The sequence below is a fragment of the Streptomyces sp. NPDC026515 genome, assembly GCF_055567595.1.
The window spans coordinates 125995-149900 of sequence record NZ_JBVHQD010000012.1; the positions used below are offsets into that span (position 1 = coordinate 125995).

At 71.5% G+C, this 23906-nt stretch carries 27 protein-coding genes; 11 read left to right on the plus strand and 16 right to left on the minus strand.

From position 1 onward, the window contains the following. Nucleotides 1-4 precede the first annotated feature (4 nt). Nucleotides 5-526 carry a cupin domain-containing protein gene (locus ACZ4O3_RS25515; RefSeq protein ID WP_362715977.1) on the plus strand — a complete coding sequence of 174 codons (522 nt, stop codon included), beginning with the start codon at nucleotides 5-7 and terminating at the stop codon, nucleotides 524-526. A gap of 27 nt (nucleotides 527-553) precedes the next feature. Here the strand turns inward: ACZ4O3_RS25515 and ACZ4O3_RS25520 are convergent, their stop codons facing one another. Next, on the minus strand, nucleotides 554-1780 hold the full coding sequence (locus ACZ4O3_RS25520) for an acyl-CoA dehydrogenase family protein (protein WP_362715975.1): 1227 nt from the start codon (nucleotides 1778-1780) through the stop codon (nucleotides 554-556). 172 nt (nucleotides 1781-1952) lie between these two features. On the opposite strand from ACZ4O3_RS25520, the gene ACZ4O3_RS25525 reads away from it, so the two are divergent. After that, a complete protein-coding gene (locus ACZ4O3_RS25525; RefSeq protein ID WP_362715972.1) occupies nucleotides 1953-2597 on the plus strand; it encodes a TetR/AcrR family transcriptional regulator in 645 nt (214 codons plus the stop codon). Nucleotides 2598-2650: 53 nt separating this feature from the next. Here ACZ4O3_RS25525 and def read toward each other — a convergent pair whose 3' ends face one another. Beyond that, nucleotides 2651-3190, minus strand: coding sequence for a peptide deformylase (gene def / locus ACZ4O3_RS25530; RefSeq protein ID WP_362715969.1), 540 nt, complete (start codon nucleotides 3188-3190; stop codon nucleotides 2651-2653). A 150-nt stretch (nucleotides 3191-3340) separates the two neighbouring features. Here def and ACZ4O3_RS25535 point away from each other — a divergent pair, with 150 nt between their 5' ends. From ACZ4O3_RS25535 to ACZ4O3_RS25555, 5 genes are all read left to right on the plus strand, one after another. Continuing rightward, nucleotides 3341-4579, plus strand: a complete 1239-nt coding sequence (locus ACZ4O3_RS25535) for a MurT ligase domain-containing protein (protein ID WP_351499380.1) — start codon at nucleotides 3341-3343, stop codon at nucleotides 4577-4579. Nucleotides 4580-4602: 23 nt separating this feature from the next. Next, nucleotides 4603-5331 carry a type 1 glutamine amidotransferase gene (locus ACZ4O3_RS25540; RefSeq protein ID WP_362715965.1) on the plus strand — a complete coding sequence of 243 codons (729 nt, stop codon included), beginning with the start codon at nucleotides 4603-4605 and terminating at the stop codon, nucleotides 5329-5331. Between the two features lie 180 nt (nucleotides 5332-5511). Beyond that, on the plus strand, nucleotides 5512-6537 hold the full coding sequence (locus ACZ4O3_RS25545; RefSeq protein ID WP_362715963.1) for a 6-phosphofructokinase: 1026 nt from the start codon (nucleotides 5512-5514) through the stop codon (nucleotides 6535-6537). 164 nt (nucleotides 6538-6701) lie between these two features. Then, nucleotides 6702-7652, plus strand: coding sequence for a cytochrome c oxidase assembly protein (locus tag ACZ4O3_RS25550; RefSeq protein ID WP_362715961.1), 951 nt, complete (start codon nucleotides 6702-6704; stop codon nucleotides 7650-7652). 92 nt (nucleotides 7653-7744) lie between these two features. Then, entirely contained in the window at nucleotides 7745-7924 is a 180-nt protein-coding gene (locus ACZ4O3_RS25555; RefSeq protein ID WP_362715958.1) for a hypothetical protein, read from the plus strand. 12 nt (nucleotides 7925-7936) lie between these two features. Here ACZ4O3_RS25555 and ACZ4O3_RS25560 read toward each other — a convergent pair whose 3' ends face one another. The 4 genes from ACZ4O3_RS25560 to ACZ4O3_RS25575 are packed head-to-tail and all read right to left on the minus strand — an operon-like array spanning nucleotide 7937 to nucleotide 11994. Continuing rightward, on the minus strand, nucleotides 7937-9142 hold the full coding sequence (locus ACZ4O3_RS25560; RefSeq protein WP_384992156.1) for a sensor histidine kinase: 1206 nt from the start codon (nucleotides 9140-9142) through the stop codon (nucleotides 7937-7939). Further along, nucleotides 9139-10851: a sodium/solute symporter gene (locus ACZ4O3_RS25565; protein WP_362726094.1), complete on the minus strand. Its 1713-nt coding sequence runs from the start codon at nucleotides 10849-10851 to the stop codon at nucleotides 9139-9141. Before ACZ4O3_RS25565 ends, ACZ4O3_RS25560 begins: the two co-directional genes overlap by 4 nt. A 22-nt stretch (nucleotides 10852-10873) precedes the next feature. Further along, nucleotides 10874-11242: a hypothetical protein gene (locus tag ACZ4O3_RS25570; RefSeq protein ID WP_362726096.1), complete on the minus strand. Its 369-nt coding sequence runs from the start codon at nucleotides 11240-11242 to the stop codon at nucleotides 10874-10876. Between the two features lie 2 nt (nucleotides 11243-11244). After that, a complete protein-coding gene (locus ACZ4O3_RS25575) occupies nucleotides 11245-11994 on the minus strand; it encodes a LytR/AlgR family response regulator transcription factor (protein WP_362726099.1) in 750 nt (249 codons plus the stop codon). A 120-nt stretch (nucleotides 11995-12114) separates the two neighbouring features. On the opposite strand from ACZ4O3_RS25575, the gene ACZ4O3_RS25580 reads away from it, so the two are divergent. From ACZ4O3_RS25580 to rocD, 3 genes are read left to right on the plus strand one after another with little or no spacing between them, the layout of a single operon-like run. Beyond that, nucleotides 12115-12621, plus strand: coding sequence for an Lrp/AsnC family transcriptional regulator (locus ACZ4O3_RS25580; RefSeq protein WP_351933319.1), 507 nt, complete (start codon nucleotides 12115-12117; stop codon nucleotides 12619-12621). 42 nt (nucleotides 12622-12663) lie between these two features. After that, complete coding sequence (ddaH, locus tag ACZ4O3_RS25585) at nucleotides 12664-13575, plus strand: dimethylargininase (RefSeq protein ID WP_467724543.1); 912 nt, start codon at nucleotides 12664-12666, stop codon at nucleotides 13573-13575. A gap of 19 nt (nucleotides 13576-13594) precedes the next feature. Next, a complete protein-coding gene (rocD, locus tag ACZ4O3_RS25590) occupies nucleotides 13595-14815 on the plus strand; it encodes an ornithine--oxo-acid transaminase (RefSeq protein ID WP_467724421.1) in 1221 nt (406 codons plus the stop codon). A gap of 43 nt (nucleotides 14816-14858) precedes the next feature. Here rocD and ACZ4O3_RS25595 read toward each other — a convergent pair whose 3' ends face one another. Together ACZ4O3_RS25595 and ACZ4O3_RS25600 are read right to left on the minus strand one after the other, a co-directional pair. Then, nucleotides 14859-15458 carry a DUF305 domain-containing protein gene (locus ACZ4O3_RS25595; protein WP_467724422.1) on the minus strand — a complete coding sequence of 200 codons (600 nt, stop codon included), beginning with the start codon at nucleotides 15456-15458 and terminating at the stop codon, nucleotides 14859-14861. A gap of 82 nt (nucleotides 15459-15540) precedes the next feature. Next, complete coding sequence (locus ACZ4O3_RS25600; RefSeq protein ID WP_467724423.1) at nucleotides 15541-15942, minus strand: DUF6153 family protein; 402 nt, start codon at nucleotides 15940-15942, stop codon at nucleotides 15541-15543. Nucleotides 15943-16093: 151 nt separating this feature from the next. On the opposite strand from ACZ4O3_RS25600, the gene ACZ4O3_RS25605 reads away from it, so the two are divergent. After that, nucleotides 16094-16819, plus strand: a complete 726-nt coding sequence (locus tag ACZ4O3_RS25605) for a lysophospholipid acyltransferase family protein (protein WP_362730677.1) — start codon at nucleotides 16094-16096, stop codon at nucleotides 16817-16819. A 62-nt stretch (nucleotides 16820-16881) separates the two neighbouring features. Here the strand turns inward: ACZ4O3_RS25605 and ACZ4O3_RS25610 are convergent, their stop codons facing one another. From ACZ4O3_RS25610 to ACZ4O3_RS25645, 8 genes are all read right to left on the minus strand, one after another. Then, a complete protein-coding gene (locus ACZ4O3_RS25610) occupies nucleotides 16882-18483 on the minus strand; it encodes an alpha/beta hydrolase (RefSeq protein WP_467724425.1) in 1602 nt (533 codons plus the stop codon). Between the two features lie 130 nt (nucleotides 18484-18613). Continuing rightward, nucleotides 18614-19375, minus strand: coding sequence for an urease accessory protein UreD (locus ACZ4O3_RS25615; RefSeq protein WP_467724545.1), 762 nt, complete (start codon nucleotides 19373-19375; stop codon nucleotides 18614-18616). Continuing rightward, nucleotides 19372-20052 (minus strand): urease accessory protein UreG, encoded by a 681-nt coding sequence (ureG, locus tag ACZ4O3_RS25620; RefSeq protein WP_362733223.1) that lies wholly within the window; start codon nucleotides 20050-20052, stop codon nucleotides 19372-19374. The genes ACZ4O3_RS25615 and ureG overlap by 4 nt, the downstream gene beginning before the upstream one ends. Before the next feature lie 56 nt (nucleotides 20053-20108). Next, the gene (locus ACZ4O3_RS25625; RefSeq protein ID WP_467724427.1) at nucleotides 20109-20786 is read right to left on the minus strand and encodes an urease accessory protein UreF; all 678 of its coding nucleotides are present in this window, start codon (nucleotides 20784-20786) and stop codon (nucleotides 20109-20111) included. 15 nt (nucleotides 20787-20801) lie between these two features. Continuing rightward, nucleotides 20802-22523: an urease subunit alpha gene (locus ACZ4O3_RS25630; protein ID WP_362723046.1), complete on the minus strand. Its 1722-nt coding sequence runs from the start codon at nucleotides 22521-22523 to the stop codon at nucleotides 20802-20804. Next, a complete protein-coding gene (locus ACZ4O3_RS25635) occupies nucleotides 22516-22827 on the minus strand; it encodes an urease subunit beta (RefSeq protein ID WP_362723049.1) in 312 nt (103 codons plus the stop codon). Before ACZ4O3_RS25635 ends, ACZ4O3_RS25630 begins: the two co-directional genes overlap by 8 nt. A 10-nt stretch (nucleotides 22828-22837) precedes the next feature. Further along, nucleotides 22838-23140 (minus strand): urease subunit gamma, encoded by a 303-nt coding sequence (locus ACZ4O3_RS25640; protein WP_362723052.1) that lies wholly within the window; start codon nucleotides 23138-23140, stop codon nucleotides 22838-22840. A gap of 374 nt (nucleotides 23141-23514) precedes the next feature. Beyond that, a complete protein-coding gene (locus tag ACZ4O3_RS25645) occupies nucleotides 23515-23793 on the minus strand; it encodes a type II toxin-antitoxin system Phd/YefM family antitoxin (RefSeq protein ID WP_362723055.1) in 279 nt (92 codons plus the stop codon). Between the last annotated feature and the right edge of the window lie 113 nt (nucleotides 23794-23906).

The window sequence follows — 23906 nt, forward strand, 5'->3', positions numbered from 1 at the left end:
GCCCATGACGACCACCGAGGGACTCCTCGTACCGCCGGGACACGGACGCGTGGTCCACACGCCGGCCCAGCGCGTCACCTTCAAGGTGACGGGCACGCACTCGATGGCGGCCTCCACCTTCGAGGTGGAGGTCCCGCCGGGCTTCGACGTGGGCGCCCATGTGCACACCCGCAGCGAGGAGCTGTTCTACGTCCTCGAAGGCGAGCTGGACGTTCTCGCCTTCGAGCCGCGCATCCGCACTCCCGACAACTGGCAGAAGTGGGAGTCGACTTCGGGCACCCGGGTGGTGCGGGCGACCCCGGGCACGCTGATCGCCGTACCCCCCGGCTGTCCGCACGCCTTCGCCAACCCGACGGACACCCCGGCGCGGATGTTCTTCCAGTCGTCCCCGCCGCCCGACCACGAGCTCTACTTCGAGGAACTCCTGGAGATCCTCGGCAGCGGCGGTCCACCGGACCACGAGGCGATCGGGCAGCTCCGCAAGCGCTACGACATCGAGCAGCTGACACCTTTGAAGCACCGGTGAGCCGAGCGCCCCGTCAGGGGCGCCGCGCTACCGGATCGGCATCCCGGACAAGGTACGGGCGATCACCAGCCGCTGCACCTCACTCGTGCCTTCGAAGATCGTGTAGATCGCCGCGTCGCGGTGCATCCGCTCCACCGGGTACTCCCGCGTGTACCCGTTGCCGCCCAGGATCTGGATCGCCTGGGCGGTGACCTTCTTCGCGGTCTCGCTGGCGAACAGTTTCGACATCGAGCCCTCGGCGGCGGTGAACGGCTTGCCGTTCACCGCCATCCACGACGCACGCCACACCAGCAGCCGGGCCGCGTCGATCGACGTACGCATGTCCGCGAGCTGGAAGGCGACACCCTGGTTGTCGATGATCGGCCGCCCGAACTGCTCACGGGTCTTGGCGTAGTCGAGCGCGACCTCGTACGCGGCGCGTGCCGTACCGACGGCCATCGCGCCGACGGCGGGGCGCGAGGCCTCGAACGTCGCCATCGCCGCGTTCTTGACCCGCTCGCCGCCCGCCCTGGCCCGCTCCCGGGCACGGGCCAGGCGCTCGTCGAGCTTCTCCTTGCCGCCGAGCAGGCAGGAGCCCGGCACCCGGGCGTCGTCCAGGACCACCTCGGCGGTGTGCGAGGCACGGATCCCGTGCTTCTTGAACTTCTGGCCCTGGCTGAGCCCCGGCGTCCCCGGCGGGATGATGAAGGACGCGTGGCCCTTGGACCCGAGGTCCGGGTCGACGACCGCGACGACGACATGGACGTTGGCGATACCGCCGTTGGTCGCCCAGGTCTTCGTGCCGTTGATCACCCACTCGTCCTTGGCCTCGTCGTACACGGCCCGGGTGCGCATGGAGGCCACGTCGGAGCCGGCGTCGGGCTCGGAGGAGCAGAACGCGGCGACCTTGACGTCGTTGGCGTCGCCGTACATCTGCGGGATCCAGGTGCCGATCTGCTCCTCGGTACCGTTGGCGAGGACACCGACGGCGGCCAGGCCCGTGCCCACGATGGACAGCGCGATGCCCGCGTCGCCCCAGAACAGCTCCTCCATGGCCATCGGGATGCCGAGGCCGGTGGTGTCGAAGTACTGCTGGGCGTAGAAGTCCAGGGAGTAGATGCCCACCTTGGCGGCCTCCTGGATGACTGGCCAGGGAGTCTCCTCACGCTCGTCCCATTCGGCGGCCGCGGGGCGGATGACGTCGGCGGCGAAGCCGTGCAGCCAGTCCCGGACCTCCTTCTGTTCGTCGTTGAGCTCCATGGTGAACTCGGCCATGACCCCTCCAGCGGCAGCGCATAATGTGTTACTAGCGGTAACCGAAGTCTGTTACTCGTCGGTAGGAAAAGTCAACTCCCGAGGTCACCTCGGCAGCCAGTTCGAGATGGGTCGGCTGTCAGGTGTTAGTTTGCGCAGGCGTCACGGAAACAGCACGGGGTGGGGAGAGCACATGGACACCACACAGCGGACGGAACAGCAGCGATCCGCCGACCGCCGACGGCGGGAGCTGTTGGAGGCCGCCGACCGGGTGGTGCTGCGCGACGGCCCGCAGGCCTCGATGAACGCGATCGCGGCGGAGGCCGGCATCACCAAACCCATCCTCTATCGCCACTTCGGCGACAAGGGCGGCCTCTACGCGGCCCTCGCCAAGCGGCACACGGACGCCTTGCTGAACTCCCTGCGGGCCGCGCTGGACGCACCCGCGGAGCGCCGTGAGCGGGTCGAGGCGACCTTGGACACCTACCTCGCGGCGATCGAGGCACGGCCCCAGGTCTACCGGTTCCTGATGCATCCCGCGGAGGGCAGCACCGGGTCCGACCAGGGGTTCGACGTGGGGAAACATTCGGCTCCGCTGTTGCGCCGGATGGGTGAGGAGCTGGCCCAGGTCATCGAGGACCGGCTGGATCTCGGGCCCGGGAGTCAGCAGCTGGCACGGGTCTGGGGGCACGGCATCGTCGGGATGATGCACGCGGCCGGGGACTGGTGGCTGGGGGAACGGCCCTGCACTCGTGCGGAATTGGTGAAGGGTCTGGCGGACCTCCTGTGGGGCCGGCTGGCGGCCGCCGGGGACAAAGTGGGCGGTCCGGGGTTCTGAGGGGTCCGGTTTCCCGGTGCGGGCCCGTCGCGCCGCCCGCCGGATGCGTCCGCTCACCGGCGCCAAGGAGACCTGGCCACCTGTCGCACGAGTCTGCGCTTGCGCCAGCCCGTCACGTGGTCGGCGTACACGCGGCCCTCCAGGTGGTCCGTCTCGTGCTGGAGGCAGCGCGCGAAGAAGCCCGTGCCGTGGATCGTGACCGGCTCCCCCGCCGCCGTACGGCCCTCCACCACCGCGTGGTCGTAGCGTTCCGTCCCCGCCTCCAGGCCCGGCAGGGACAGGCAGCCCTCCGGGCCGCGGATCGTCACACCGTCGGTCGCCACCAGGCGGGGGTTCACCACATGGCCCAGATGCCGCACGTCCTCGTCGTCGGGGCAGTCGAAGACGAACACCCGCAGCGGCTGACCGACCTGGTTCGCCGCCAGGCCCACGCCCTGCGACGCGTACATCGTCGCGAACAAGTCCTCCACCAGACGAGAGAGTTCGGGACCAAAATCGGTGACCTCCGCGCAGCGGGTGCGCAGGACGGGGTCGCCGAGCAGGGTGAGGGGCCGGACCCGCCCGCGGGCGCCCGGAATGGAACCTTGTCGCATGGCCGCAAGGGTACGGTTCGATCAGCCCCCGCCCGCCGCGCAGGCGAGGGCCGGAATTCGGGTGTGCGAATAGATCTCGATAGGCTGAGGTGCACACCACGCTGCCGGATGGCTGATGCGCGGCGCGTAGTCAAGGAGGATCGAGAACTGATGGCAGGCAACTCGGACCCGCTCACGCCGCGGGCCAAGATCGCCGTGACCGCCGGCAAAGCGGTCGCGGCGGCGTCCCGTGCCGCGGGACGCGGCAGCGGATCCGTGATCGGCGGCCGGGTCGCACTCAAACTCGACCCCGACCTTCTCGCCCGGCTCGCCCAGAACCTGGACGTCACGCTCGTCTCGGCGACCAACGGCAAGACGACGACCACCCGGCTCATCGCCGAGGCGCTCAAGGCCGCGGGGCCGGTCGTCTCCAACGCGCTCGGCGCCAACATGCCCGCCGGCATCACCTCGGCGCTGGCCGGCGGCTCCGACTCCAAGTTCGGTGTCATCGAGGTCGACGAGAAGTACCTCGCCGGGGTGGCCCGGGACACCGACCCGAAGTGCATCGCGCTGCTGAACCTCTCCCGCGACCAGCTCGACCGGGCCGCCGAGACCCGGATGCTCGCCGAGAACTGGCGGGAGGGCCTGGCCGGCTCGAAGGCCGTCATCGTGGCGAACTGCGACGACCCGCTGGTGGTGTGGGCCGCGTCCTCCTCCCCCAACGTGGTCTGGGTCGCCGCCGGGCAGATGTGGAAGGACGACGCCTGGTCCTGCCCGTCCTGCGGCGGTGTGATGCAGCGCCCGGGCGACGACTGGTTCTGCGGTGAGTGCGGGTTCCGGCGGCCGACCCCCAGCTGGGTGCTGTCCGGGGACCACGTCCTCGACCCGCACGGGTCCGCCTGGCCGATCCACCTCCAGCTGCCGGGACGCGCCAACAAGGCCAACGCCGCCTCCTCGGCCGCCGTCGCCGCCGTCTTCGGGGTGCCGCCGCAGGTCGCCCTGGAGCGCATGTACCAGGTACAGGCCGTCGCGGGACGGTACGACGTCGTGCAGTTCCAGGGACGTGACCTGCGGCTGCTCCTCGCGAAGAACCCGGCCGGCTGGCTGGAGACCTTCTCGCTGATCGACCCGCCGCCGGCCCCGGTGATCCTCTCCGTGAACGCACGCGGCGCGGACGGCACCGACACCTCCTGGCTGTGGGACGTCGACTACACCCGTCTCACCGGCCACCCGATCTTCGTGCTCGGCGACCGCAAGCTCGACCTCGCGGTGCGGCTGGAGGTCGCGAACCAGCACTTCCAGGTCTGCGACTCCCTCGACCAGGCCGTGCAGATGTGCCCGCCGGGCCGGATCGAGGTCATCGCGAACTACACCGCGTTCCAGGATCTGCGCCGCCGCGTCGGCAACTGACTGACCCCGAAGGACGATCATTGATGAGCGACAACCAACTGCGGCTGGTGTGGATCTACCCGGATCTGCTCAGTACCTACGGCGACCAGGGCAACGCGCTTGTCGTGGAGCGCCGGGCCCGGCAGCGCGGTCTCGACGTGGCCCGCCTCGACGTGCGCAGCGACCAGCCGATCCCGACCTCCGGCGACATCTACCTGATCGGCGGCGGTGAGGACCGTCCGCAGCGGCTCGCCGCCGAGCGGCTGCGCCGCGACGGGCACCTGTACCGGGCCGTGGAGAACGGCGCGATCGTGTTCTCGGTGTGCGCCGGCTACCAGATCCTCGGGCACGAGTTCGTCAACGACCTGGGCCAGCGCGAGCCGGGCCTCGGCCTGCTCGACGTGACGACCGTGCGCGGCACCGGGGAGCGGTGCGTGGGGGACGTCCTCGGCGACATCGACCCGCGGCTCGGCCTGCCCCCGCTGACCGGCTTCGAGAACCACCAGGGCGTCACCCAGCTCGGTCCCACCGCCCGCCCGCTCGCCCGGGTCAGGCTGGGCAAGGGCAACGGCACCGGGGACGGCACCGAGGGCGCGTACAACGACACCGTCTTCGGCACGTACATGCACGGGCCGGTACTCGCCCGCAACCCTCTCATCGCCGACCTGCTGCTGAAGCTGGCACTCGACGTGAACGCGCTGCCGCCGATCGACGACCGGTGGTACGAGGCGCTCCGCAACGAGCGCATCGCGGCCGCCGAGCAGCCCGCCTGAGCTGTACCGCAGAGGTGGATTCCGGGCCCGCCTGACAGGGTGTCCGCTCACATGTGCGGGCGCGTCCAGCAGGCGGACGCCCGGTACGGCGGGACCCCCTCCCGCCGGTAGGGTGACGGCGATGTCAGCCGGACAGCGTGGTCCGGTCTCCGGCCCACGTGAAGAAGGTTGTTTCGGGCTATGCGCATTGGTGTCCTCACGTCCGGCGGCGACTGCCCCGGCCTGAACGCCGTCATCCGGTCCGTCGTGCACCGCGCCGTCGCCGACCACGGCGACGAGGTCATCGGCTTCCGGGACGGCTGGAAGGGCCTCCTGGAATGCGACTATCTCAAGCTCGATCTGGACGCGGTGGGCGGCATCCTGGCCCGCGGCGGCACGATCCTCGGCTCCTCACGCGTCCAGCCCTCGCACCTGCGGGACGGCGTGGAGCGGGCCAGGGGCCATGTCGCCGAGCTGGGCCTCGACGCGATCATCCCGATCGGCGGAGAGGGCACGCTGAAGGCGGCCCGGCTGATGTCCGACGCGGGTCTGCCGATCGTCGGCGTGCCGAAGACCATCGACAACGACATCGCCGTCACCGACGTCACCTTCGGCTTCGACACGGCCGTGGGTGTGGCCACCGAGGCACTCGACCGGCTGAAGACCACCGCCGAGTCCCACCAGCGGGTCCTCGTCGTCGAGGTCATGGGCCGGCACACCGGCTGGATCGCCCTGCACTCCGGCATGGCGGCCGGCGCCCACGCCATCGTCGTACCGGAGCGCCCCTTCGACATCGAGGAGCTGGCCCGCCGGGTCGGCGAGCGGTTCGAGGCCGGGAAGCGGTTCGCGATCGTGGTGGCGGCGGAGGGTGCCAAGCCGAAGGCGGGCACGATGGCCTTCGACGAGGGCGGCAAGGACATCTACGGCCACGAGCGGTTCGCCGGGATCGCCCGGCAGCTCTCCGTCGAGCTGGAGCAGCGGCTCGGCAAGGAGGCGCGGCCGGTCATCCTCGGGCATGTGCAGCGGGGTGGCACGCCGACGGCGTACGACCGGGTGCTGGCGACGCGGTTCGGGTGGCATGCGGTGGAGGCCGTGCATCGCGGGGAGTTCGGTCACATGACCGCGCTGCGGGGGACGGACATCGAGATGGTGCCGCTCGCCGAGGCGGTGGAGACGCTGAAGACGGTTCCCGTGGAGCGGTACGACGAGGCGGAGACGGTGCTGTAGGGCTCACGGCCGCGTGCCGGGTGCGGGTGAGTTGTGGCAGGTCGCGCAGTTCCCCGCACCCCTGACGGGTCGCTGTGGTGCCCCCGGTCGTAGCGGTGCCCGCGGCCGGTTCTAGTCTTGGGGCGGCAGAAACGCACAACCCCCCACGAATCAGGAGCCGCCGGATGGATCACAGCGGGCACGGCATGACCATGGACTTGCCGCCGTTCACGCTGGGGCGGGGGCTGGAGTGGTCGGCGGATCCCTTCTTCCTCGTGGCCTGTGTCGCGGGGCTCGCCCTGTACGGGTGGGGTGTGGTGCGGCTTCGGCGGCGCGGGGACGCGTGGTCCGCCGGTCGTACGGTGTCGTTCGTCGTCGGCGTGCTCACCATCATGCTGGTGATGTGCACCGGGCTGAACGACTACGGGATGGTCATGTTCAGCGTGCACATGGTGCAGCACATGGTCGTCAGCATGCTCTCGCCCATCCTGATCCTGCTGGGCGCGCCGGTGACCCTGGCGCTGCGCGCGCTGCCCGTCGCCGGGAAGGGGCGGAAGGGACCGCGTGAGCTGCTGCTGGCCCTGCTGCACAGCCGGTACATGCGGATCATCACCCATCCCGCCTTCACGATCCCGCTGTTCATCGCGAGCCTCTACGCGCTCTACTTCACCCCGCTGTTCGACTTCCTGATGGGGTCGAAGGCCGGGCACGTCGCGATGATGGTGCACTTCCTGGCCGTCGGCGTCGTCTTCTTCTGGCCGATCATCGGCGTCGACCCGGGACCGCACCGGCCGGGATATCTGATGCGGATGCTGGAACTCTTCGCGGGCATGCCGTTCCACGCCTTCTTCGGTATCGCGCTGATGATGGCGTCGGAGCCGATGGTCGAGACCTTCAAGAACCCGCCCGCCTCGCTCGGTATCGACGCGCTCTCCGACCAGACCGCGGCCGGCGGTATCGCCTGGGCCTTCAGCGAGGTCCCCTCCGTGCTGGTGCTGATCGCCCTGCTGTTCCAGTGGTACGGCTCCGAGCAGCGGCAGGCACGGCGCACCGACCGCGCCGCGGACCGGGACGGCGACAAGGAGCTGGAGGCCTACAACGCGTATCTGGCCTCGCTCAACACGCGCAAGACCTGAGCCGCCGCGCGCACTGTTCTCAGCCGCCCCGTCCCGCCCGGAGCGGAACCGGGGCACCATGGAGGGAGTCGGACCACGAGGAGGGTGTCGCGATGCCCGGTTCTGCGAACGGCTCGAACGGTTCCACCAAGGCGATGGGGGTCCTGACCGTGAGCGGGCTCGTGGTCGTCACGGCCTACACGGTGGCGCTGGGCAGCAACGGCTGGCTCTGGTTCGGGTGGGTGGTGCTCGGGCTGCTGACGCTCGCGATGGTGGTCACCCAGAGCGGCTGACGGGCCGAGCGGTCACTCGGGGGTGAGGCGCGCCGCCGGATGCACGCCGGGCTGGTACTTGGGCAGCCGGGCGGTGATCCTCATGCCGGCGCCGGGGGCGGTCTCGATGACGAGGCCGTGGTCGTCGCCGTACACCTGGCGGAGCCGGTCGTCGACGTTGGACAGGCCGATGCCGCCGGACGGGCTGGTCTCGCCCGCGAGGATGCGGCGCAGCAGTCCCGGGTCCATGCCGCTGCCGTCGTCCTCGATGACGACCAGCGCCTCGGCGCCCTCGTCCTGGGCGGTGATCTGGATGTGGCAGGTGCCGGTCTTGCCCTCCAGGCCGTGCTTGACGGCGTTCTCGACGAGGGGCTGCAGGCAGAGGAAGGGAAGGGTCACCGGCAACACCTCGGGGGCGATCTGGAGGGTGACGGTGAGGCGGTCGCCGAAGCGGGCCCGGACCAGCGCCAGGTAGTGGTCGATGGCGTGCAGTTCGTCGGCGAGGGTGGTGAAGTCGCCGTGCCTGCGGAACGAGTAGCGGGTGAAGTCGGCGAACTCCAGGAGGAGCTCACGGGCCCGCTCGGGGTCGGTGCGCACGAACGAGGCGATCACCGCGAGTGAGTTGAAGATGAAGTGCGGGGATATCTGGGCGCGCAGGGCGCGGATCTCCGCCTCGATGAGCCGGGTGCGGGAGCGGTCCAGGTCGGCCAGTTCCAGCTGGACGCTGACCCAGCGGGCGACCTCGCCGGCCGCGCGGACCAGCACGGCGGACTCGCGCGGGGCGCAGGCGACCAGGGTGCCGTGGACGCGGTCGTCGACGGTGAGGGGCGCGACCACCGCCCACCGGACCGGGCAGTCGGGCTGCTCGCAGTGCAGGCGGAAGGCCTCGCCGCGGCCGGACTCCAGCGGTCCGGCGAGACGCTCCATGATCTCGGTGCGGTGGTGGCCGCCGACCCCGTCCCAGACCAGCAGGTTCTCGTGGTCGGTGAGGCAGAGGGCGTCGGTGCCGAGCAGGGTGCGCAGCCGGCGGGCCGAACGGCGGGCGGTCTCCTCGGTCAGGCCCGCGCGCAGCGGGGGCGCGGCGAGGGAGGCGGTGTGCAGGGTCTCGAAGGTGGCGTGTTCGACGGGGGTGCCGAGGCCGCCGAGGCTCTCGGGGCGTGCGGTGCGCCGGCCCAGCCAGAAGCCGGCGGCCAGCAGCGGGAGGACGGCCACCAGGAGGCCGGCCAGGAACCCGGTCACGCCTTCACCTCCGCGCGCAGTTCCTCGGGGAGGTGGAAGCGGGCCAGGATCGCGGCCGTGCCCGCCGGGACGCGGCCCGGCGTCGCCAGGGAGACCAGGATCATGGTGAGGAAGCCCAGCGGCACCGACCAGAGGGCGGGCCAGGCGAGCAGGGCGTGCAGGTTCCCGGCGCCCGGGAAGTCCGCCATGGTCGCGGCCACCGCGCAGAACGCCGAGCCGCCCCCCACCAGCATCCCGGCGGCCGCGCCGGGCGGGGTCAGCCGCCGCCACCAGATGCCGAGGACCAGCAGCGGGCAGAAGGAGGAGGCGGACACCGCGAAGGCGAGCCCCACGGCGTCCGCGGCCGGCAGCCCGCCGACGATCACGCTGGCCGCGAGCGGTACGGCCATGGCCAGCACGGTCCCGAGCCGGAAGTGCCGTACGCCGCGCGCCGGGAGGACGTCCTGGGTGAGGACGCCGGCGACCGCCATGGTCAGTCCGGAGGCGGTGGACAGGAACGCGGCGAAGGCGCCGCCGGCGACCAGGGCGCCGAGGAGATCCCCGCCGAGGCCGCCGATGATCCGGTCGGGCAGCAGCAGGACGGCCGCGTCCGCGTTGCCGTTGAGGGTGAGCTCGGGGGTGTAGAGCCGGCCGAGGGCGCCGTACACGGGCGGCAGCAGGTAGAAGAGGCCGATCAGGGCGAGCACGGCGACGGTGGTGCGGCGGGCGGCGACGCCGTGCGGGCTGGTGTAGAAGCGGACGACGACGTGCGGCAGCCCCATGGTGCCGAGGAAGGTGGCGAGGATCAGCCCGTACGTGGCGTACAGCGGGCGTTCCTCGCGGCTCTCGGCGAGCGAGGTGGACATGCCTCCGTTGGTGCCGCGGTCGGTGGCGGGCACCCGGGTGCCCTTGGCGAAGGTCAGGCGGGTGCCGGCGGTGATGTGGTGGGTGCCCTCGGGGAGGGTGACCCTCGCGTCCCGGTGCGGGCGGCCGTCGACCTTGCCCGTCACGGTGACCGTGAGGGGGCCGTCGAGCTTGAGGTCGAGCGTGTCCTGGACGGCGACGGTGCGCTGGTCGCGGAAGGCGGCGGGTTCGTCGAAGGCGTGCGTGGGGGCGCCGGCGCCCTGCCAGGCGAGGACGAGGAAGAGCGCGGGGACCAGCAGGGCGGTGAGTTTCAGCCAGTATTGGAAGGCCTGCACGAAGGTGATGCTGCGCATGCCGCCGGCGGCGACGGTGGCCACCACGACCACGGCGACGATCAGGCCGCCCAGCGCGTCCGGGGCGCCGGTGAGTACCGTCAGCGTCAGTCCGGCGCCCTGGAGCTGGGGCAGCAGATAGAGCCAGCCGACGCCGACGACGAACGCCCCGGCCAGCCGTCGTACCGGCTGCGAGGCGAGCCGGGCCTCGGCGAAGTCCGGGAGGGTGTAGGCGCCGGAGCGGCGCAGCGGGGCGGCGACGAAGAGCAGCAGGACCAGATAGCCGGCGGTGTAGCCGACCGGGTACCAGAGCATGTCCGGGCCCTGTACCAGGACGAGTCCGGCGATGCCCAGGAAGGAAGCCGCGGAGAGGTACTCGCCGCTGATCGCGGCCGCGTTGAGGCGGGGGCCGACGGTGCGGGAGGCGACGTAGAAGTCGGATGTGGTCCGGGATATGCGCAGGCCGAAGGCGCCGACCAGGACGGTCGCGACGACCACGAGGGCGACGGCCGGGACGGCGTAACCGGAGTTCATCCGGCCTCTTCGGGACGGGAGTTCATCGGTCCTCGACGAGGCGGACGAAGTCCTCCTCGTTGCGTTCGGCGCGGCGCACGTACCAGCGGGCCAGCAGGATCAACGGGGCGTACAGGCAGAAGCCGAGCACCAGCCACTCCAGGCGGCGGGTCTGCGGCGCGGCCGCGAAGACCAGCGGAAGCGGGCCGACGAGCAGCACGAGGACCGTGAACACGACCACGGCGACGCGCAGTTGGGAGCGCATGAGGGAGCGGACGTAGGTGTGGCCGAGGGTGGTCTGTTCGTCGATCTCGGTGCGCGCGCGACAGTAGTCGGAGCCACGGCGGGCCCGGCGGCTGCGACGGGGCGGGCCGGTGACGGTGACCCGGCGCTCGGCGGGGTCGGTGGGCACCGTCAGACCCTCCTCATCAGCAGGTCCCGCAGCTCGCGGGCGTGGCGGCGGCTGACCTGGAGTTCCTCGCCGCCGACCAGCACGCTCACCGTGCCCGCGTCCAGGCGGAGTTCGCCGATGTGGCGCAGGGCGACCAGGTGACGGCGGTGGATGCGGACGAAGCCGCGGGAGCGCCAGCGGTCCTCCAGGGTGGAGAGCGGGATGCGCACCAGGTGGCTGCCGCGTTCGGTGTGCAGGCGGGCGTAGTCGCCCTGGGCCTCGACGTGGGTGATGTCGTCGACTGCCACGAACCGTGTGACACCGCCGAGTTCGACCGGAAGCTGGTCCGGGTCGGGTTCGTGCACGGGTATGTGCGGTGCGGCTCCGCGCAGTTCGGCGACCCGGCGTACCGCCTCCGCCAGGCGTTCCTTCCGTACCGGCTTCAGGACGTAGTCGACCGCCTTGAGGTCGAAGGCCCGCACCGCGAAGTCCTCGTGGGCGGTGACGAACACGACCAGCGGGGGCCGGGCGAAGCCGGTGAGCAGCCTGGCCATCTCCAGGCCGTCCAGGCCGGGCATCTGCACGTCCAGGAAGACGACGTCGACGGCCTCGGGGCCGTGGGGCCCGGACTCCAGGGCGCGGGTGATGCGGCGCAGCGCCTCGGTGGCGTCCCCGGCGCCCTCGACGCTGCCGATGCGCGGATCGGCGTTCAGCAGATAGAGGAGCTCCTCCAGCGAGGGGCGTTCGTCGTCGACGGCGAGGGCGCGCAGCATGAACGGAGTGTAGGCGGCGGACCGGGGCGCTGGACATGTACCGGACGTGGCCGTCCGCGTCCCGGGGACCACCGGAGGTGGCGCTCCTGAAGTGCTCCGTGCCGTGGATACAGTGCGGACATGAACAGCGGCACCGCCCCCTTCGACGATCTCGACCGGAAGATCACCACCGCGCTGATGGCGAACGCGCGGACCAGTTTCGCCGAGATCGGCGCGGCCGTCGGACTCTCCGCGACGGCCGTGAAGCGGCGGGTCGACCGGCTGCGCGAGACCGGTGTGATCACCGGGTTCACGGCCACCGTCACCCCTTCGGCCCTCGGCTGGCGGACGGAGGCGTACGTCGAGGTGTACTGCGAGGGCGCGGCCCCGCCCCGGCGGCTCGCCGAGGTGGTCCGCAACCATCCGGAGATCACCGCGGCCATGACGGTGACCGGCGGAGCGGACGCCCTGCTGCACGTCCGCGCCCGGGACGTGGACCACTTCGAGGAGGTGCTGGAACGCATCCGGGTGGAGCCGTTCATCCGGAAGACGATCAGTGTGATGGTGCTGTCGCACCTGCTCCCGGAGAGCCCGGAGGCCGGCGCGACCCACGCGGCACCCCAGGCGCCCGGGGGCGGACCCGGGTAAACGCACCGATGCTGCGTTCGTATGATCGAAGACGCAGCATTCCTGCGCAGACACGCAACATCCATTGCTTGTCCACCGTATCCGACGCTTTCTACCTTGGTTGCAACCCTCGTCGACACCGCAGGAAAGCGGAGGAACACCTCTGTGGCCGAAACCCGTGTGCCGCGCGTCCGGCGCTTTCTCGTCTGCGAACCCAGACACTTCGCCGTGCAGTACGCGATCAATCCCTGGATGAACCCCGACACCAGGGTCGACGTCGACCTCGCCCATGAGCAGTGGACCGCGCTCATCAGCGCCTACCGCGCCCACGGCCACACGGTCGACCACCTGGAGCCGGTCCCCGGCCTGCCCGACATGGTCTTCGCCGCGAACTCCGCGGTCGTCGTCGGCGGCCGGGTCTTCGGCTCGCTGTTCCACGCGCCCGAGCGGCGCCCCGAGTCCTCCCACTACGACCTCTGGTTCAAGACCGCCGGCTATGACGTGTACCGTCCCGGCTCGGTGGTGGAGGGTGAGGGCGACCTGGTCTGGACGGGCCGCTACCTGCTCGCCGGCACGGGCTTTCGCACCACCCGGGAGGCGCACCGCGAGGCGCAGGAGTTCTTCGGCCACCCGGTGATCAGCCTGACCCTGGTGGACCCGTACTTCTACCACCTGGACACCGCGCTGTTCGTCCTGGACGACGAGAACGTCTGCTACTACCCCGAGGCCTTCTCCAGCGGCAGCCGCGAGGTGCTCGGCCGGCTCTACCCGGACGCGGTCCTCGCCACCCGCGACGACGCCATGGCCTGGGGGCTGAACTCCGTCTCCGACGGCCACCGGGTCTTCATCGCGCCGCAGGCCGAGGTGCTGGCCTCCCGGCTCGCCGACCACGGCTACGAACCGGTCCCCGTCGACCTGTCCGAGTTCCACAAGGCAGGCGGCGGCATCAAGTGCTGCACCCAGGAAATCCGCTGAGGTCCGAGGAGAGTCATCGATGACCGCACCCGCGCACACCCGTACCTCCGCCGAGCTGATCGAGGCCGAGGAGCCGGTCCTCGCGCACAACTACCACCCGCTGCCCGTGGTCGTCGCCCGCGCCGAGGGCGCCTGGGTGGAGGACGTCGAGGGGCGCCGCTACCTCGACATGCTGGCCGGCTACTCGGCGCTCAACTTCGGCCACCGCCACCCGGCTCTGATCGAGGCCGCCCACCGCCAGCTGGACCGCCTGACCCTCACCTCCCGGGCCTTCCACAACGACCGGCTCGCCGGGTTCGCGGAGCGGCTGGCCGCGCTGACCGGCATGGACATGGTGCTGCCGATGAACACCGGCGCCGAGGCGGTGGAGAGCGGCATCAAGGTGGCCCGCAAGTGGGCCTACGACGTGAAGGGCGTCCCGGCCGACCGGGCCACGATCGTCGTGGCGGCGGACAACTTCCACGGCCGTACGACGACGATCGTCAGCTTCTCCACCGACGAGACCGCCCGCGCGGGCTTCGGCCCGTTCACGCCGGGCTTCCGGATCGTGCCGTACAACGACCTGGCCGCGCTGGAGGCGGCGGTCGACGAGACGACGGCCGCCGTGCTGATCGAGCCGATCCAGGGCGAGGCGGGGGTCGTGATCCCCGACGACGGCTATCTGGCCGGGGTCCGCGAACTGACCCGGCGGGCGGGCTGCCTGTTCGTGGCCGACGAGATCCAGTCCGGCCTCGGCCGCACCGGCCGTACCCTCGCCGTCGACCACGAGGGCGTCGTCCCGGACGTCGTACTGCTCGGCAAGGCGCTGGGCGGCGGGATCGTGCCGGTGTCGGCGGTGGTGGCCCGGCGCGAGGTGATGAGTGTGCTGCGGCCGGGCGAGCACGGCTCGACGTTCGGCGGCAACCCGCTCGCCGCCGCGGTCGGCACGGCCGTGGTCGAGCTGCTGGAGGGCGGCGAGTTCCAGCGCCGCGCGGCCGAGCTGGGCGTGGTGCTGCGGGAGGGTCTGACGGAGCTGACCGGCCGGGGCGTGGTCGGGTTCCGCTCCCGCGGACTGTGGGCGGGCGTCGACGTGGACCCGGCGATCGGCACCGGGCGCGAGATCAGCGAACGCCTGATGCGCGAGGGCGTCCTCGTCAAGGACACGCACGGCTCGACGATCCGGCTGGCCCCGCCGCTCACCGTCACCGCGGAGGAACTGCGCTCGGCGCTGGGGGCGTTGGAGAAGGTACTGGCGGCCTGAGCCGGTGCGGCCGCGCCGTCGGGCGCGGCCGCACCCCTCCTGGTCAGCCCTTGCCGAGGAGGTGGTTCATCTCCTTGATCTCGGCGTTCTGGCCGGTGACGACGGCACCGGCCAGAGCGGTGGCCGGTCCGTACGCGCCGGCGGACCGCTCGGTGGCGGCCATCCGGACGGCGCCCCGGTGGTGTTCGGCCATCATGGTCAGGAACTTCGTGTCGAAGTCCCTCCCTTCGGCCCTCTTCAGCGCGGTCATGTCCGCGTCGTCCATCATTCCGGTCGTGCCGGCGTGACCGCTGTGGTCCATGCCGGCCATGGGCACGTCCTCGCCCCAGGCCTTCAGCCAGCCGGACATGATCCTGATCTCCGGATCCTGGGCCTTCTCGATCCGGACGGCGAGGTCCTTGACCCGCGCCGAGGAGGCCCGGCCGGCAGCGAGTTCCGCCATCTCCAGGGCCTGCCGGTGATGGGGGATCATGCGCTGCGCGAAGGTCACGTCCTGCGCGTTGTGCGCGCCGTCGGCGGCTCCGCCGTGCGCCGCCGCGTCGCGGTGAGCGGGGCCGTCGCCGCCGCACGCGGTGAGGGCGAGGGCGGCGAGCGCGGTCAGCACGCTGAACACGGCGCGGGAACGGGTACGGGTGGTGGTCATGCTCGAACTCCTGCGGTGGGTGGGAAAGGGCACGCGGGAACACGACCGCGGCGCGGTGCGCGCACGGCCGGCTCGGGTGCCTCTAGATCCGCAGCAGCTGGAGTTCGGCCAGATCAGGGGGTGCGCGGGCGCCGTCCGGCGGCGTGACCGGGCGGGAGTCGGCCGAACGGGTGACCGTGGGGCAGGGCGCCGGGTCCGGGACCGGCGCCGGCAGCGTCGGTCCGCCGTTCACCGCGCCCGAGGCGCAGGTCGCGTCCGCGTGGTGTGTGTGACCGCCGTCGTCCCCGGAGCAGCCGTCACAGGCGGTGGCCGTCGCGGCTGTCTCCATGACCCGCTCATGACCGCGGTGGTCGCGACCGGGCCCCATGCCGCCGCCGGGTGCCAGCGCGTGCATGGCGAGCAGCCCGGCCAGGAGGCCCAGCACGAGCAGCGCTCGCCACCGCCGGTGCGGCGGGAGCGGGGCGGGCTGCTCGGTGGGACGCATCGGGATCATCCTACGCGCGGCCCGAACCGGGGCCGGGACGGACACGTCACCCGACCGGTCACGGGACCGGCACCACCCGACGACTGTGCTATTCATACCGGGCCCGGCAGACTTCGGCTTGGGTACGACCTGTTGGAGCGAAGGGCGAACCATGTTCTACTACCTGCTCAAGTACGTGCTACTCGGGCCCCTGCTGCGGCTGGTGTTCCGGCCCCGGATCGAAGGTCTGGAACATGTCCCCGCGTCGGGGCCGGCCATCGTCGCGGGCAACCATCTCTCCTTCGCCGACCACTTCCTGATGCCGGCGGTCCTCAAGCGGCGGATCACCTTCCTCGCCAAGGCCGAGTACTTCACGGGGCCGGGCGTGCGGGGCCGGCTGACCGCGTTCTTCTTCCGCAGCGCCGGGCAGATCCCGGTGGACCGCTCCGGCAAGGAGGCCGGCCAGGCCGCGATCCGGGAGGGACTCGGGGTGCTGGGCCGGGGCGAACTGCTCGGCATCTACCCGGAGGGCACCCGCTCGCACGACGGCCGGCTCTACAAGGGCAAGGTCGGCGTGGCCGTGATGGCGCTGCGGGCCGGTGTCCCGGTGATCCCCTGCGCGATGATCGGCACCTTCGAGGCGCAGCCGCCCGGCAAGGTCATCCCGAACATCCACCCCGTGGTGATCCGTTTCGGCAAGCCCCTCGAATTCTCCCGCTACGCCGGGATGGAGAACGAGAAGGCCGTCCTGCGCGCGATCACCGACGAGATCATGTACGCCGTCCTGACCCTCTCCGAGCAGGAGTACGTCGACGAGTACGCGGCGGTGGTCAAGGCCGGAGGGGCCGCGGCGAAGGGCGCCAAGGAGCGCAAGTTCCCACGGGCGCCGTTGAGTTGACCTCGTACGGCGAAGGGGCGGCGGGAGTGTTCCCGCCGCCCCTCGGCACCGCCGCGGACGGGTTACGGCTGCGGTGTGGCGTGCGGCGCGCAGGTGACGTCCGCGCGGTCCAGCCTGCCGGTGAGCAGGTAGCTGTCGACACGGCTGTTGATGCACGGGTTGACCAGGCCGGTCACACCGTGCGAGCCGGCCCCCTGCTCGGTGATGAGGCGGGAGCCCCTGAAGCGCTTGTGCAGGTCGACGGCGCCCGGGTAGGGAGTGGCGGCGTCCCGGGTGGACTGCACGATCAGCACCGGCGGCAGGCCCTTGTGGGTGGTGACGTGCACCGGGGTCCGCTGCTTGACCGGCCAGGTGGCGCAGGGGAGGTTGAGCCAGGCGTTGGCCCAGGTCATGAAGGGGTACTGCTTGTTGAGCTCGGTGTTGTCGCGGTCCCACTTCCGCCAACTGGTGGGCCACTGCGCGTCGGTGCACTCGACGGCGGTGTAGACGGCGTTGCCGTTCTCCGCCGAGATGTTGCCCGCGGTGTCGGAGAGGTCCGGGGCGGCCGCGTCGACCAGTGCCTGGGTGTCACCGGCGACGTACTTGGAGAACACCGTGGCGACCGGCACCCAGGAGGAGTCGTAGTACGGCGCGCTCTGGAAGAAGCCGATCAGCTCGTTGGGTCCGACGACCCCGCCGATCGGGTTCTTCTTGGCGGTGGCGCGCAGCTGGAGCCACTTGGCCTGGACGGCCGCGCGAGTGGTCCCCAGGTGAAAGGCGGAGTCGTGGGCGGCGACCCAGTCCTCCCAGTCCTTCCAGCGGCCCTCGAAGGCGACGTCCTGGCCCAGGTTGGCCTGGTACCAGATGTTCTCCCGCGACGGGCCGACGACGCTGTCGACGATCATCCGGCGCACGTGCCCCGGGAACAGCGTCCCGTACACGGCGCCGAGGTAGGTGCCGTAGGAGACACCGAGGTAGTTGAGCTTCTTCTCGCCGAGCGCGGCCCGGATGACGTCCAGGTCACGGGCGGTGTTGGCGGTGGTCATCTGCTGGAGCATCGCCCGGCCGGTGCGCTCGGCACAGCCCTTCGCGTACTCCTCGGCCAGCTTGCGCTGCGCGGTCTTGTCCGCCTCGGTGTCCGGTACCGGGTCGGCCTTGGGCGCCTTCACGAACTCCTGCGGGTCCTCGCAGGAGATGGGTGCCGAGTGACCGACGCCGCGCGGGTCGAAGCCCACGAAGTCGTACGCCTTCGAGGTGTTGACCCACAGCGGGTTCTTGGTGGTGACCCGCAGCGGGAAGCGCATTCCCGAACCGCCAGGGCCCCCGGGGTTGTAGACGAGCGCGCCCTGGCGCTCCGCCTTCGTCCCCGTGCTGCCTATTCGGTCGACGGCGAGCTTGAGCTGCTTGCCGTAGGGCTTCGCGTAGTCGAGCGGCACACTGACCCAGCCGCACTGGACGGGCTTGGTCAGGGCCCAGTCGGCGGGGCAGTCGGCCCAGTCGATCCCGGCCTTGGCGGCATGGGCGGCGGCGACGGCCGCGCCCCGCTGTTCGCGGTCCTGGCCGTGCCGGGCCTCGGCGCCGGACGCGGGGGCCGCGAGCGCACCGGTGATCAGGCTCGCGGTGACGAGCGCTCCAGCCGTGCCGAACGCGAGTACCCGGCTCCTCGATCTGAAGTTGTCCCTCAAGTGGGCCCCTCCCCGTACGTGGTTACGAATGGTCAGGGGGGATCCTTCCGGCTGTGAACCTCCTGAGAACAGGGTGTGAGAGCCGTCTTTACCAATCCGATAACCGGACGATCACGTCCCGCTGAGCGGATCAGCCACCGAGGTGGCCCAACGCCTCGTCCAGGACCCGCCTGAGCAGCAGCGCATCGCCCGCCACCGCGCTCACGAGCACGGCGGGGCCGGCCAGCGGAGTGAGCGCCGCGCACTCCCCCAGCATCCGCGCCGCCACCGGCTCCCGCGCGAACTCTGGCCTTACGACGACAAGTTGGCCCACCGCGCGATGCCCCGCCAGCACGGCGGGGCCGTCCCAGCCACCGGGCGCCCCGGGCCCGCAGGCCAGCTCCTGGTCGAGGAGCGCCCGGCCGGCGACGCGGACCGTGAGCCGGCTGGTGAGGCGCCCCGGATCCTCCCTCACCCGCCCGAGCACCTGCTCCTCCCGCAGCACCAGGCGCCCGGCAGGTCCGACCTCGACGCGGGTGGAGACGTGCAGGTCACTTCCGTTGGCGGAGATCAACTGCTCGGGCAGCCAGTGCAGTTCGCCGCCGTCGGCGACATCGAGACGAACGTCGTAGCGGGCCTCGCCCTTGCGCTGCCCCGGCAGCGCGATGGTCGCCGCGGCCGAGCCCACCCGGAGCCGGGCCCCGTCCTCCACCCGGGCCTCGATCGCGAACCGGTCCCCGCCGAGCGGCCCGCTCATCGCCCCGACGACCATCACGTGGGCCTCGGCTCCGCTTCCCCGGGTCCGTCGCAGGGCGAGCGGCCCCCTTCCCTCCAGGACGGGAAGCGAGGTGCCGCCCCTGCCGTCGCCCCGGGCGACGACACGCGCGCCGGCGCGCACCCCCGTGACGGTCATGCCGTCCACGCGCGCAGCCGCTCCCGCACCCACGCGGCCACGTCCGCGACCCCGGTCTCGCCGCGCAACGACTGCAGGACGACAGGCAGTTCGGCGCGCTGTGCCTTCGCGTCGGCGGCCATCCGCGCGAGGTCCGACCCCACGTAGGGCGCCAGGTCGGTCTTGTTGACGATGAGCAGGTCGGCCGTGGTGACACCGGGGCCGCCCTTGCGCGGGATGTCGTCGCCCCCGGCCACGTCGATCACGAAGATCTGCGCGTCCACGAGCCCCTTGGAGAAGGTGGCCGTGAGGTTGTCGCCGCCCGACTCGACGAGGATCAGGTCCAGTGGTCCGACCTCGTCCTCCAGGTCCTCCACGGCTTCGAGGTTGGCCGAGATGTCGTCCCGGATCGCGGTGTGCGGACAGGCTCCCGTCTCGACGGCGGTGATCCGTTCGGGCGGCAGCACGGCCTCCCGCAGCAGGAACTCGGCGTCCTCACGCGTGTAGATGTCGTTGGTGACGACGGCGAGGGACAGCTCGTCGCGCAGGGCCCTGCAGAGGGCGGCGACGGTGGCGGTCTTGCCGGACCCGACGGGGCCGCCGAGGCCGATGCGCAGGGCACGCCGTGATCCGTCCGGACGGCGGGCGTCGGCGCTGACGGCGGCGGGGCCGTGGTGGTGATCGTGGTCGAGATGCATGTGCGACTCCCTGTGAATACGTGGCCCTGCGACGGCCTGTCCTTCGACCTGCGGCTCTACGACGCGAACAACCGCACCGCCCACCCCGCATGCCACTGCGCGCCGATCTCCAGCAACGGGGCGGAGCCCGCGGGCAGCTCGTCCACCCCGCCGCCCGCGGCCGCGCTGCGCGCCGCCTCCGCCGCCCGGTCCACCACCCGGTCCACCTCGGGGGCCAGCCGGGCCAGCACCCCCGTCGCCTCGAAGGGGTCCAGACTCAGCAACCGCACCACCGCCGTGGCCGGCCCGCTCACGCACTCGTACGCGGAGCAGTAGGCCGCGTCCTCGGCCGCGAGCCCCGCGGCCCTGGCCACCACCCCCAGCACCACCGGCTGATGGGCTCCCTTGGGGAACTCCCGTGCCAGGGAATCCAGTTCGACGGCCGGCCAGGCGGCTCGAGCGGTCCGCAACAGCTGCCGCCCGAGCCTTCGAGCCGTGTTCCTGAGCGCGGGCGACGGCGTCCGTGCGTCCGCCGCCGCGTCCAACTCCCTTACGTCGAAGCCGAGTACGGCGGCCCCGGCGAGCGCGCCCGCCACCAGTCCCGCCGTGTGCAGGCGCCCCCGGCAGAACTCCTCCAGACTCGCCGCCCCGGTGATCCGGCCGGCCTTGACGGCCGCCTCCGCCCCGCCGGAGTGCGCATGCCCTCCGGCGGGAAAGCGGCCGTCGGCCAGGACCAGCAACGCTGCCCGAGACATCACAGACACCGGCTCTCAGAACAGGAAGTAGCGCTGGGCCATGGGCAGTTCGGCGGCCGGTGCCGCCTCGACCAGCTCCCCGTCGATGTACACGGCGAAGCTGTCGGGGTCGACCCGCACCCTGGGACGCGCGTCGTTCTCCCGCATGTCCGCCTTGGTCACCCCACGGGTGGACTCGATGGCGACGAACCGCTTCCCGAGCTGCAACCGCTCCGGCAGCCCGTCCTCGACGGCGAGCGGAGCGACGAAGTTGAAGGAGTTGGCCGCCGGTGCCCGCCCGATCGCCCCGAACATGGGGCGCGGCAGGATCGGCTGGGGAGTGGGGATCGACGCGTTGGCGTCGCCCATCTGCGCATAGGCGATCTGGCCGCCCTTGAGCACGAGATGCGGCTTGACCCCGAAGAACGCGGGCTCCCACAGCACGAGGTCGGCGAGCTTGCCGCTCTCGACGGACCCGATCTCGCGGGCGAGCCCCTGGGCGAGGGCCGGGTTGATCGTGTACTTGGCGACATAGCGCCGTACCCGGTGGTTGTCGGCGCGTCCGTCGCCCGGCAGCGCGCCGCGCCGCCGCTTCATCACGTGGGCGGTCTGCCAGGTCCGCAGTATCACCTCGCCCACCCGCCCCATGGCCTGTGCGTCGGAGGAGATGATGGAGATCGCGCCCAGGTCGTGCAGGACGTCCTCGGCCCCGATGGTCGACGGCCTGATCCGGGACTCGGCGAAGGCCAGGTCCTCCGGGACCGCCGGGTTCAGGTGGTGGCACACCATCAGCATGTCGAGGTGTTCCTCGGCGGTGTTCACGGTGTAGGGCCGGGTCGGGTTCGTCGAACTCGGCAGCACGTGCGGCTCGGAGACGACCGTCATGATGTCCGGCGCGTGCCCGCCCCCGGCGCCCTCGGTGTGGTACGCGTGGATCCCGCGCCCGCCGATCGCCGCGAGGGTGTCACCGACGAACCCCGCCTCGTTCAGCGTGTCCGTGTGGATGGCCACCTGGATGCCGGTGCGGTCGGCGACGGTGAGGGCCGCGTCGATGACCGCGGGGGTGGAGCCCCAGTCCTCGTGCAGTTTCAGTCCCAGTGCACCGCCCCGGATCTGGGAGACCATCGCCTCGTGCGAGACGGTGTTGCCCTTGCCGAGCAGGCCGATGTTGAGCGGGTACTGCTCCATCGCCTCCAGCATCCGGGCGAGGTGCCACGGGCCCGGGGTCACGGTGGTGGCCTTGGAGCCCTCGGCCGGTCCCGTACCGCCGCCGACCAGTGTGGTGATCCCCGCCGCCAGTGCCTCGTCGGCGATCTGCGGGCAGATGAAGTGGACGTGCGCGTCGACGCCGCCGGCGGTCAGGATCCGCCCGTTGCCGGCGATGACCTCGGTCTCGGGCCCGATCACCAGCTCCGGGTGGACCCCGTCCATGGTGTCGGGGTTGCCCGCCTTGCCGATGCCGGTGATCCGGCCGTCGCGGATCCCGACGTCGGCCTTCACGACGCCCCAGTGGTCGATGATCACCGCGCCGGTGACGATCGTGTCGGGGGTGCCCTCCGCGCGCGTGGCGCGCGACTGGCCCATGGATTCGCGGATGACCTTGCCGCCGCCGAAGACGGCCTCGTCCCCGGCGCGCCCGGGGCCGCCCGAGCGGTCCTCCTCGATCTCCACGATCAGGTCGGTGTCGGCGAGCCGGATCCGGTCGCCGGCCGTCGGTCCGAACAGGTCGGCGTAGGCAGCGCGGGAGATCTCAGGCATCGAGGGCACCTCCGGTCTCCCCGCGCAGCCCGGGGACGACCCGGGCCCCGGTGAGCGGGACGAGTTCGACGTCGACGGGAATGCCCGGCTCGAAGCGGACGGCGGTGCCGGCGGCGACGTTCAGCCGCCGTCCGCGCGCGGCGTCCCGGTCGAACTCCAGTCCGGGGTTGGCCTCGGCGAAGTGGTAGTGGGAGCCGACCTGGACGGGCCGGTCGGCGGCGTTGAGGACGGTCATCCGGGTGACGTCGCGGCCCTCGTTGTACACGATGGGCCCGTCGGCGAAGAGGAACTCTCCGGGGATCATCGGTGGCCCCTCAGACGATCGGGTCGTGGACGGTGACGAGCTTCGTGCCGTCCGGGAAGGTCGCCTCGACCTGCACGTCGTGGATCATCTCGGGGATGCCTTCCATGACGTCGTCCCTGGTGAGGAGCTTGCGCCCGGATGCCATGAGTTCCGCGACGGTGCGGCCGTCACGGGCGCCTTCGAGGATGTGCGACGTGATGAGGGCGGTCGCCTCCGGGTGGTTCAGCCGCAGTCCGCGGGCCCGGCGCTTCTCGGCCACGTCGGCCGCCACGTGGATCAGCAGCCTCTCTTGCTCGTGCGGGGTCAGTTGCACGTCCCACCTCACAGTCCTCGCTCCGGACCGTGCGGGGTCCGGTTGCCGCAGCCACCGCGACAGATCGGGCGGACCCGATCCGGATACGAAAACCCCTGGTGGCGTGGATCGGCAGGCTAGTTTGCCGGAGTTTCGACGACGTTAACCGGACCTTGATCGTCTGATGACCGGCGCATGGAGGTGCGGCCCGGCCCACGGCGCACGCCACCGGCGCCGCCGAACGAGTCCTGTCACCTCTCGTCGCCGCCCTGGGGGCCGTCCGGGTGAACACCGCGCCGACGGGCACGGCCGGCACCGCCCCGGTCACCGCCCCGGGCACGTGCGTCGGCCCTCCTCCGCGGGCTCCGGAGAAGGGCCGATGTCGTGACAGGCGCTCAGGAGCCCGCGACGCCCCGGTGTTCGGCCGTGATGCCGAAGCGGCCGCGCTCCGGGCGTACGGCGGCGCTCTCGCGGACCGTGGAGACCGCGCTCACCACCTGGTCCTCGGCGGCTTCCGACAGCTCTTCGAGGCGTTCGAGGTCGGCTGCGGAGACGAGGGCGACCAGCGGCTTGCCGTGCCGGGTCACGACGACGCGCTCACCGCCGTACACCACTCGGTTGATCAGGTCGGCGAGCTCAGCCCTGGCTTGCGTCACCGGAATCTCGTAGGCCATGCCCCCAGCTTACGGGGCACCCCGGACATCACATCTTGTTCGGCGACAGCGGAATCGCCGCACGACACCCCTCCAGGGTTCTGTACGTCCTGTACGTTTCTTACTGAGAGTTC

Coding starts and splice junctions, on each gene's coding strand:
- ACZ4O3_RS25515 (WP_362715977.1), top strand. CDS start 5: ATGACGACCACCGAGGGACTCCTCGTACCGCCGGGACACGGACGCGTG.
- ACZ4O3_RS25520 (WP_362715975.1), bottom strand. CDS start 1,780: ATGGCCGAGTTCACCATGGAGCTCAACGACGAACAGAAGGAGGTCCGG.
- ACZ4O3_RS25525 (WP_362715972.1), top strand. CDS start 1,953: ATGGACACCACACAGCGGACGGAACAGCAGCGATCCGCCGACCGCCGA.
- def (WP_362715969.1), bottom strand. CDS start 3,190: ATGCGACAAGGTTCCATTCCGGGCGCCCGCGGGCGGGTCCGGCCCCTC.
- ACZ4O3_RS25535 (WP_351499380.1), top strand. CDS start 3,341: ATGGCAGGCAACTCGGACCCGCTCACGCCGCGGGCCAAGATCGCCGTG.
- ACZ4O3_RS25540 (WP_362715965.1), top strand. CDS start 4,603: ATGAGCGACAACCAACTGCGGCTGGTGTGGATCTACCCGGATCTGCTC.
- ACZ4O3_RS25545 (WP_362715963.1), top strand. CDS start 5,512: ATGCGCATTGGTGTCCTCACGTCCGGCGGCGACTGCCCCGGCCTGAAC.
- ACZ4O3_RS25550 (WP_362715961.1), top strand. CDS start 6,702: ATGGATCACAGCGGGCACGGCATGACCATGGACTTGCCGCCGTTCACG.
- ACZ4O3_RS25555 (WP_362715958.1), top strand. CDS start 7,745: ATGCCCGGTTCTGCGAACGGCTCGAACGGTTCCACCAAGGCGATGGGG.
- ACZ4O3_RS25565 (WP_362726094.1), bottom strand. CDS start 10,851: ATGAACTCCGGTTACGCCGTCCCGGCCGTCGCCCTCGTGGTCGTCGCG.
- ACZ4O3_RS25575 (WP_362726099.1), bottom strand. CDS start 11,994: ATGCTGCGCGCCCTCGCCGTCGACGACGAACGCCCCTCGCTGGAGGAG.
- ACZ4O3_RS25580 (WP_351933319.1), top strand. CDS start 12,115: ATGAACAGCGGCACCGCCCCCTTCGACGATCTCGACCGGAAGATCACC.
- rocD (WP_467724421.1), top strand. CDS start 13,595: ATGACCGCACCCGCGCACACCCGTACCTCCGCCGAGCTGATCGAGGCC.
- ACZ4O3_RS25595 (WP_467724422.1), bottom strand. CDS start 15,458: ATGACCACCACCCGTACCCGTTCCCGCGCCGTGTTCAGCGTGCTGACC.
- ACZ4O3_RS25600 (WP_467724423.1), bottom strand. CDS start 15,942: ATGCGTCCCACCGAGCAGCCCGCCCCGCTCCCGCCGCACCGGCGGTGG.
- ACZ4O3_RS25605 (WP_362730677.1), top strand. CDS start 16,094: ATGTTCTACTACCTGCTCAAGTACGTGCTACTCGGGCCCCTGCTGCGG.
- ACZ4O3_RS25615 (WP_467724545.1), bottom strand. CDS start 19,375: ATGACCGTCACGGGGGTGCGCGCCGGCGCGCGTGTCGTCGCCCGGGGC.
- ureG (WP_362733223.1), bottom strand. CDS start 20,052: ATGCATCTCGACCACGATCACCACCACGGCCCCGCCGCCGTCAGCGCC.
- ACZ4O3_RS25625 (WP_467724427.1), bottom strand. CDS start 20,786: ATGTCTCGGGCAGCGTTGCTGGTCCTGGCCGACGGCCGCTTTCCCGCC.
- ACZ4O3_RS25630 (WP_362723046.1), bottom strand. CDS start 22,523: ATGCCTGAGATCTCCCGCGCTGCCTACGCCGACCTGTTCGGACCGACG.
- ACZ4O3_RS25635 (WP_362723049.1), bottom strand. CDS start 22,827: ATGATCCCCGGAGAGTTCCTCTTCGCCGACGGGCCCATCGTGTACAAC.
- ACZ4O3_RS25645 (WP_362723055.1), bottom strand. CDS start 23,793: ATGGCCTACGAGATTCCGGTGACGCAAGCCAGGGCTGAGCTCGCCGAC.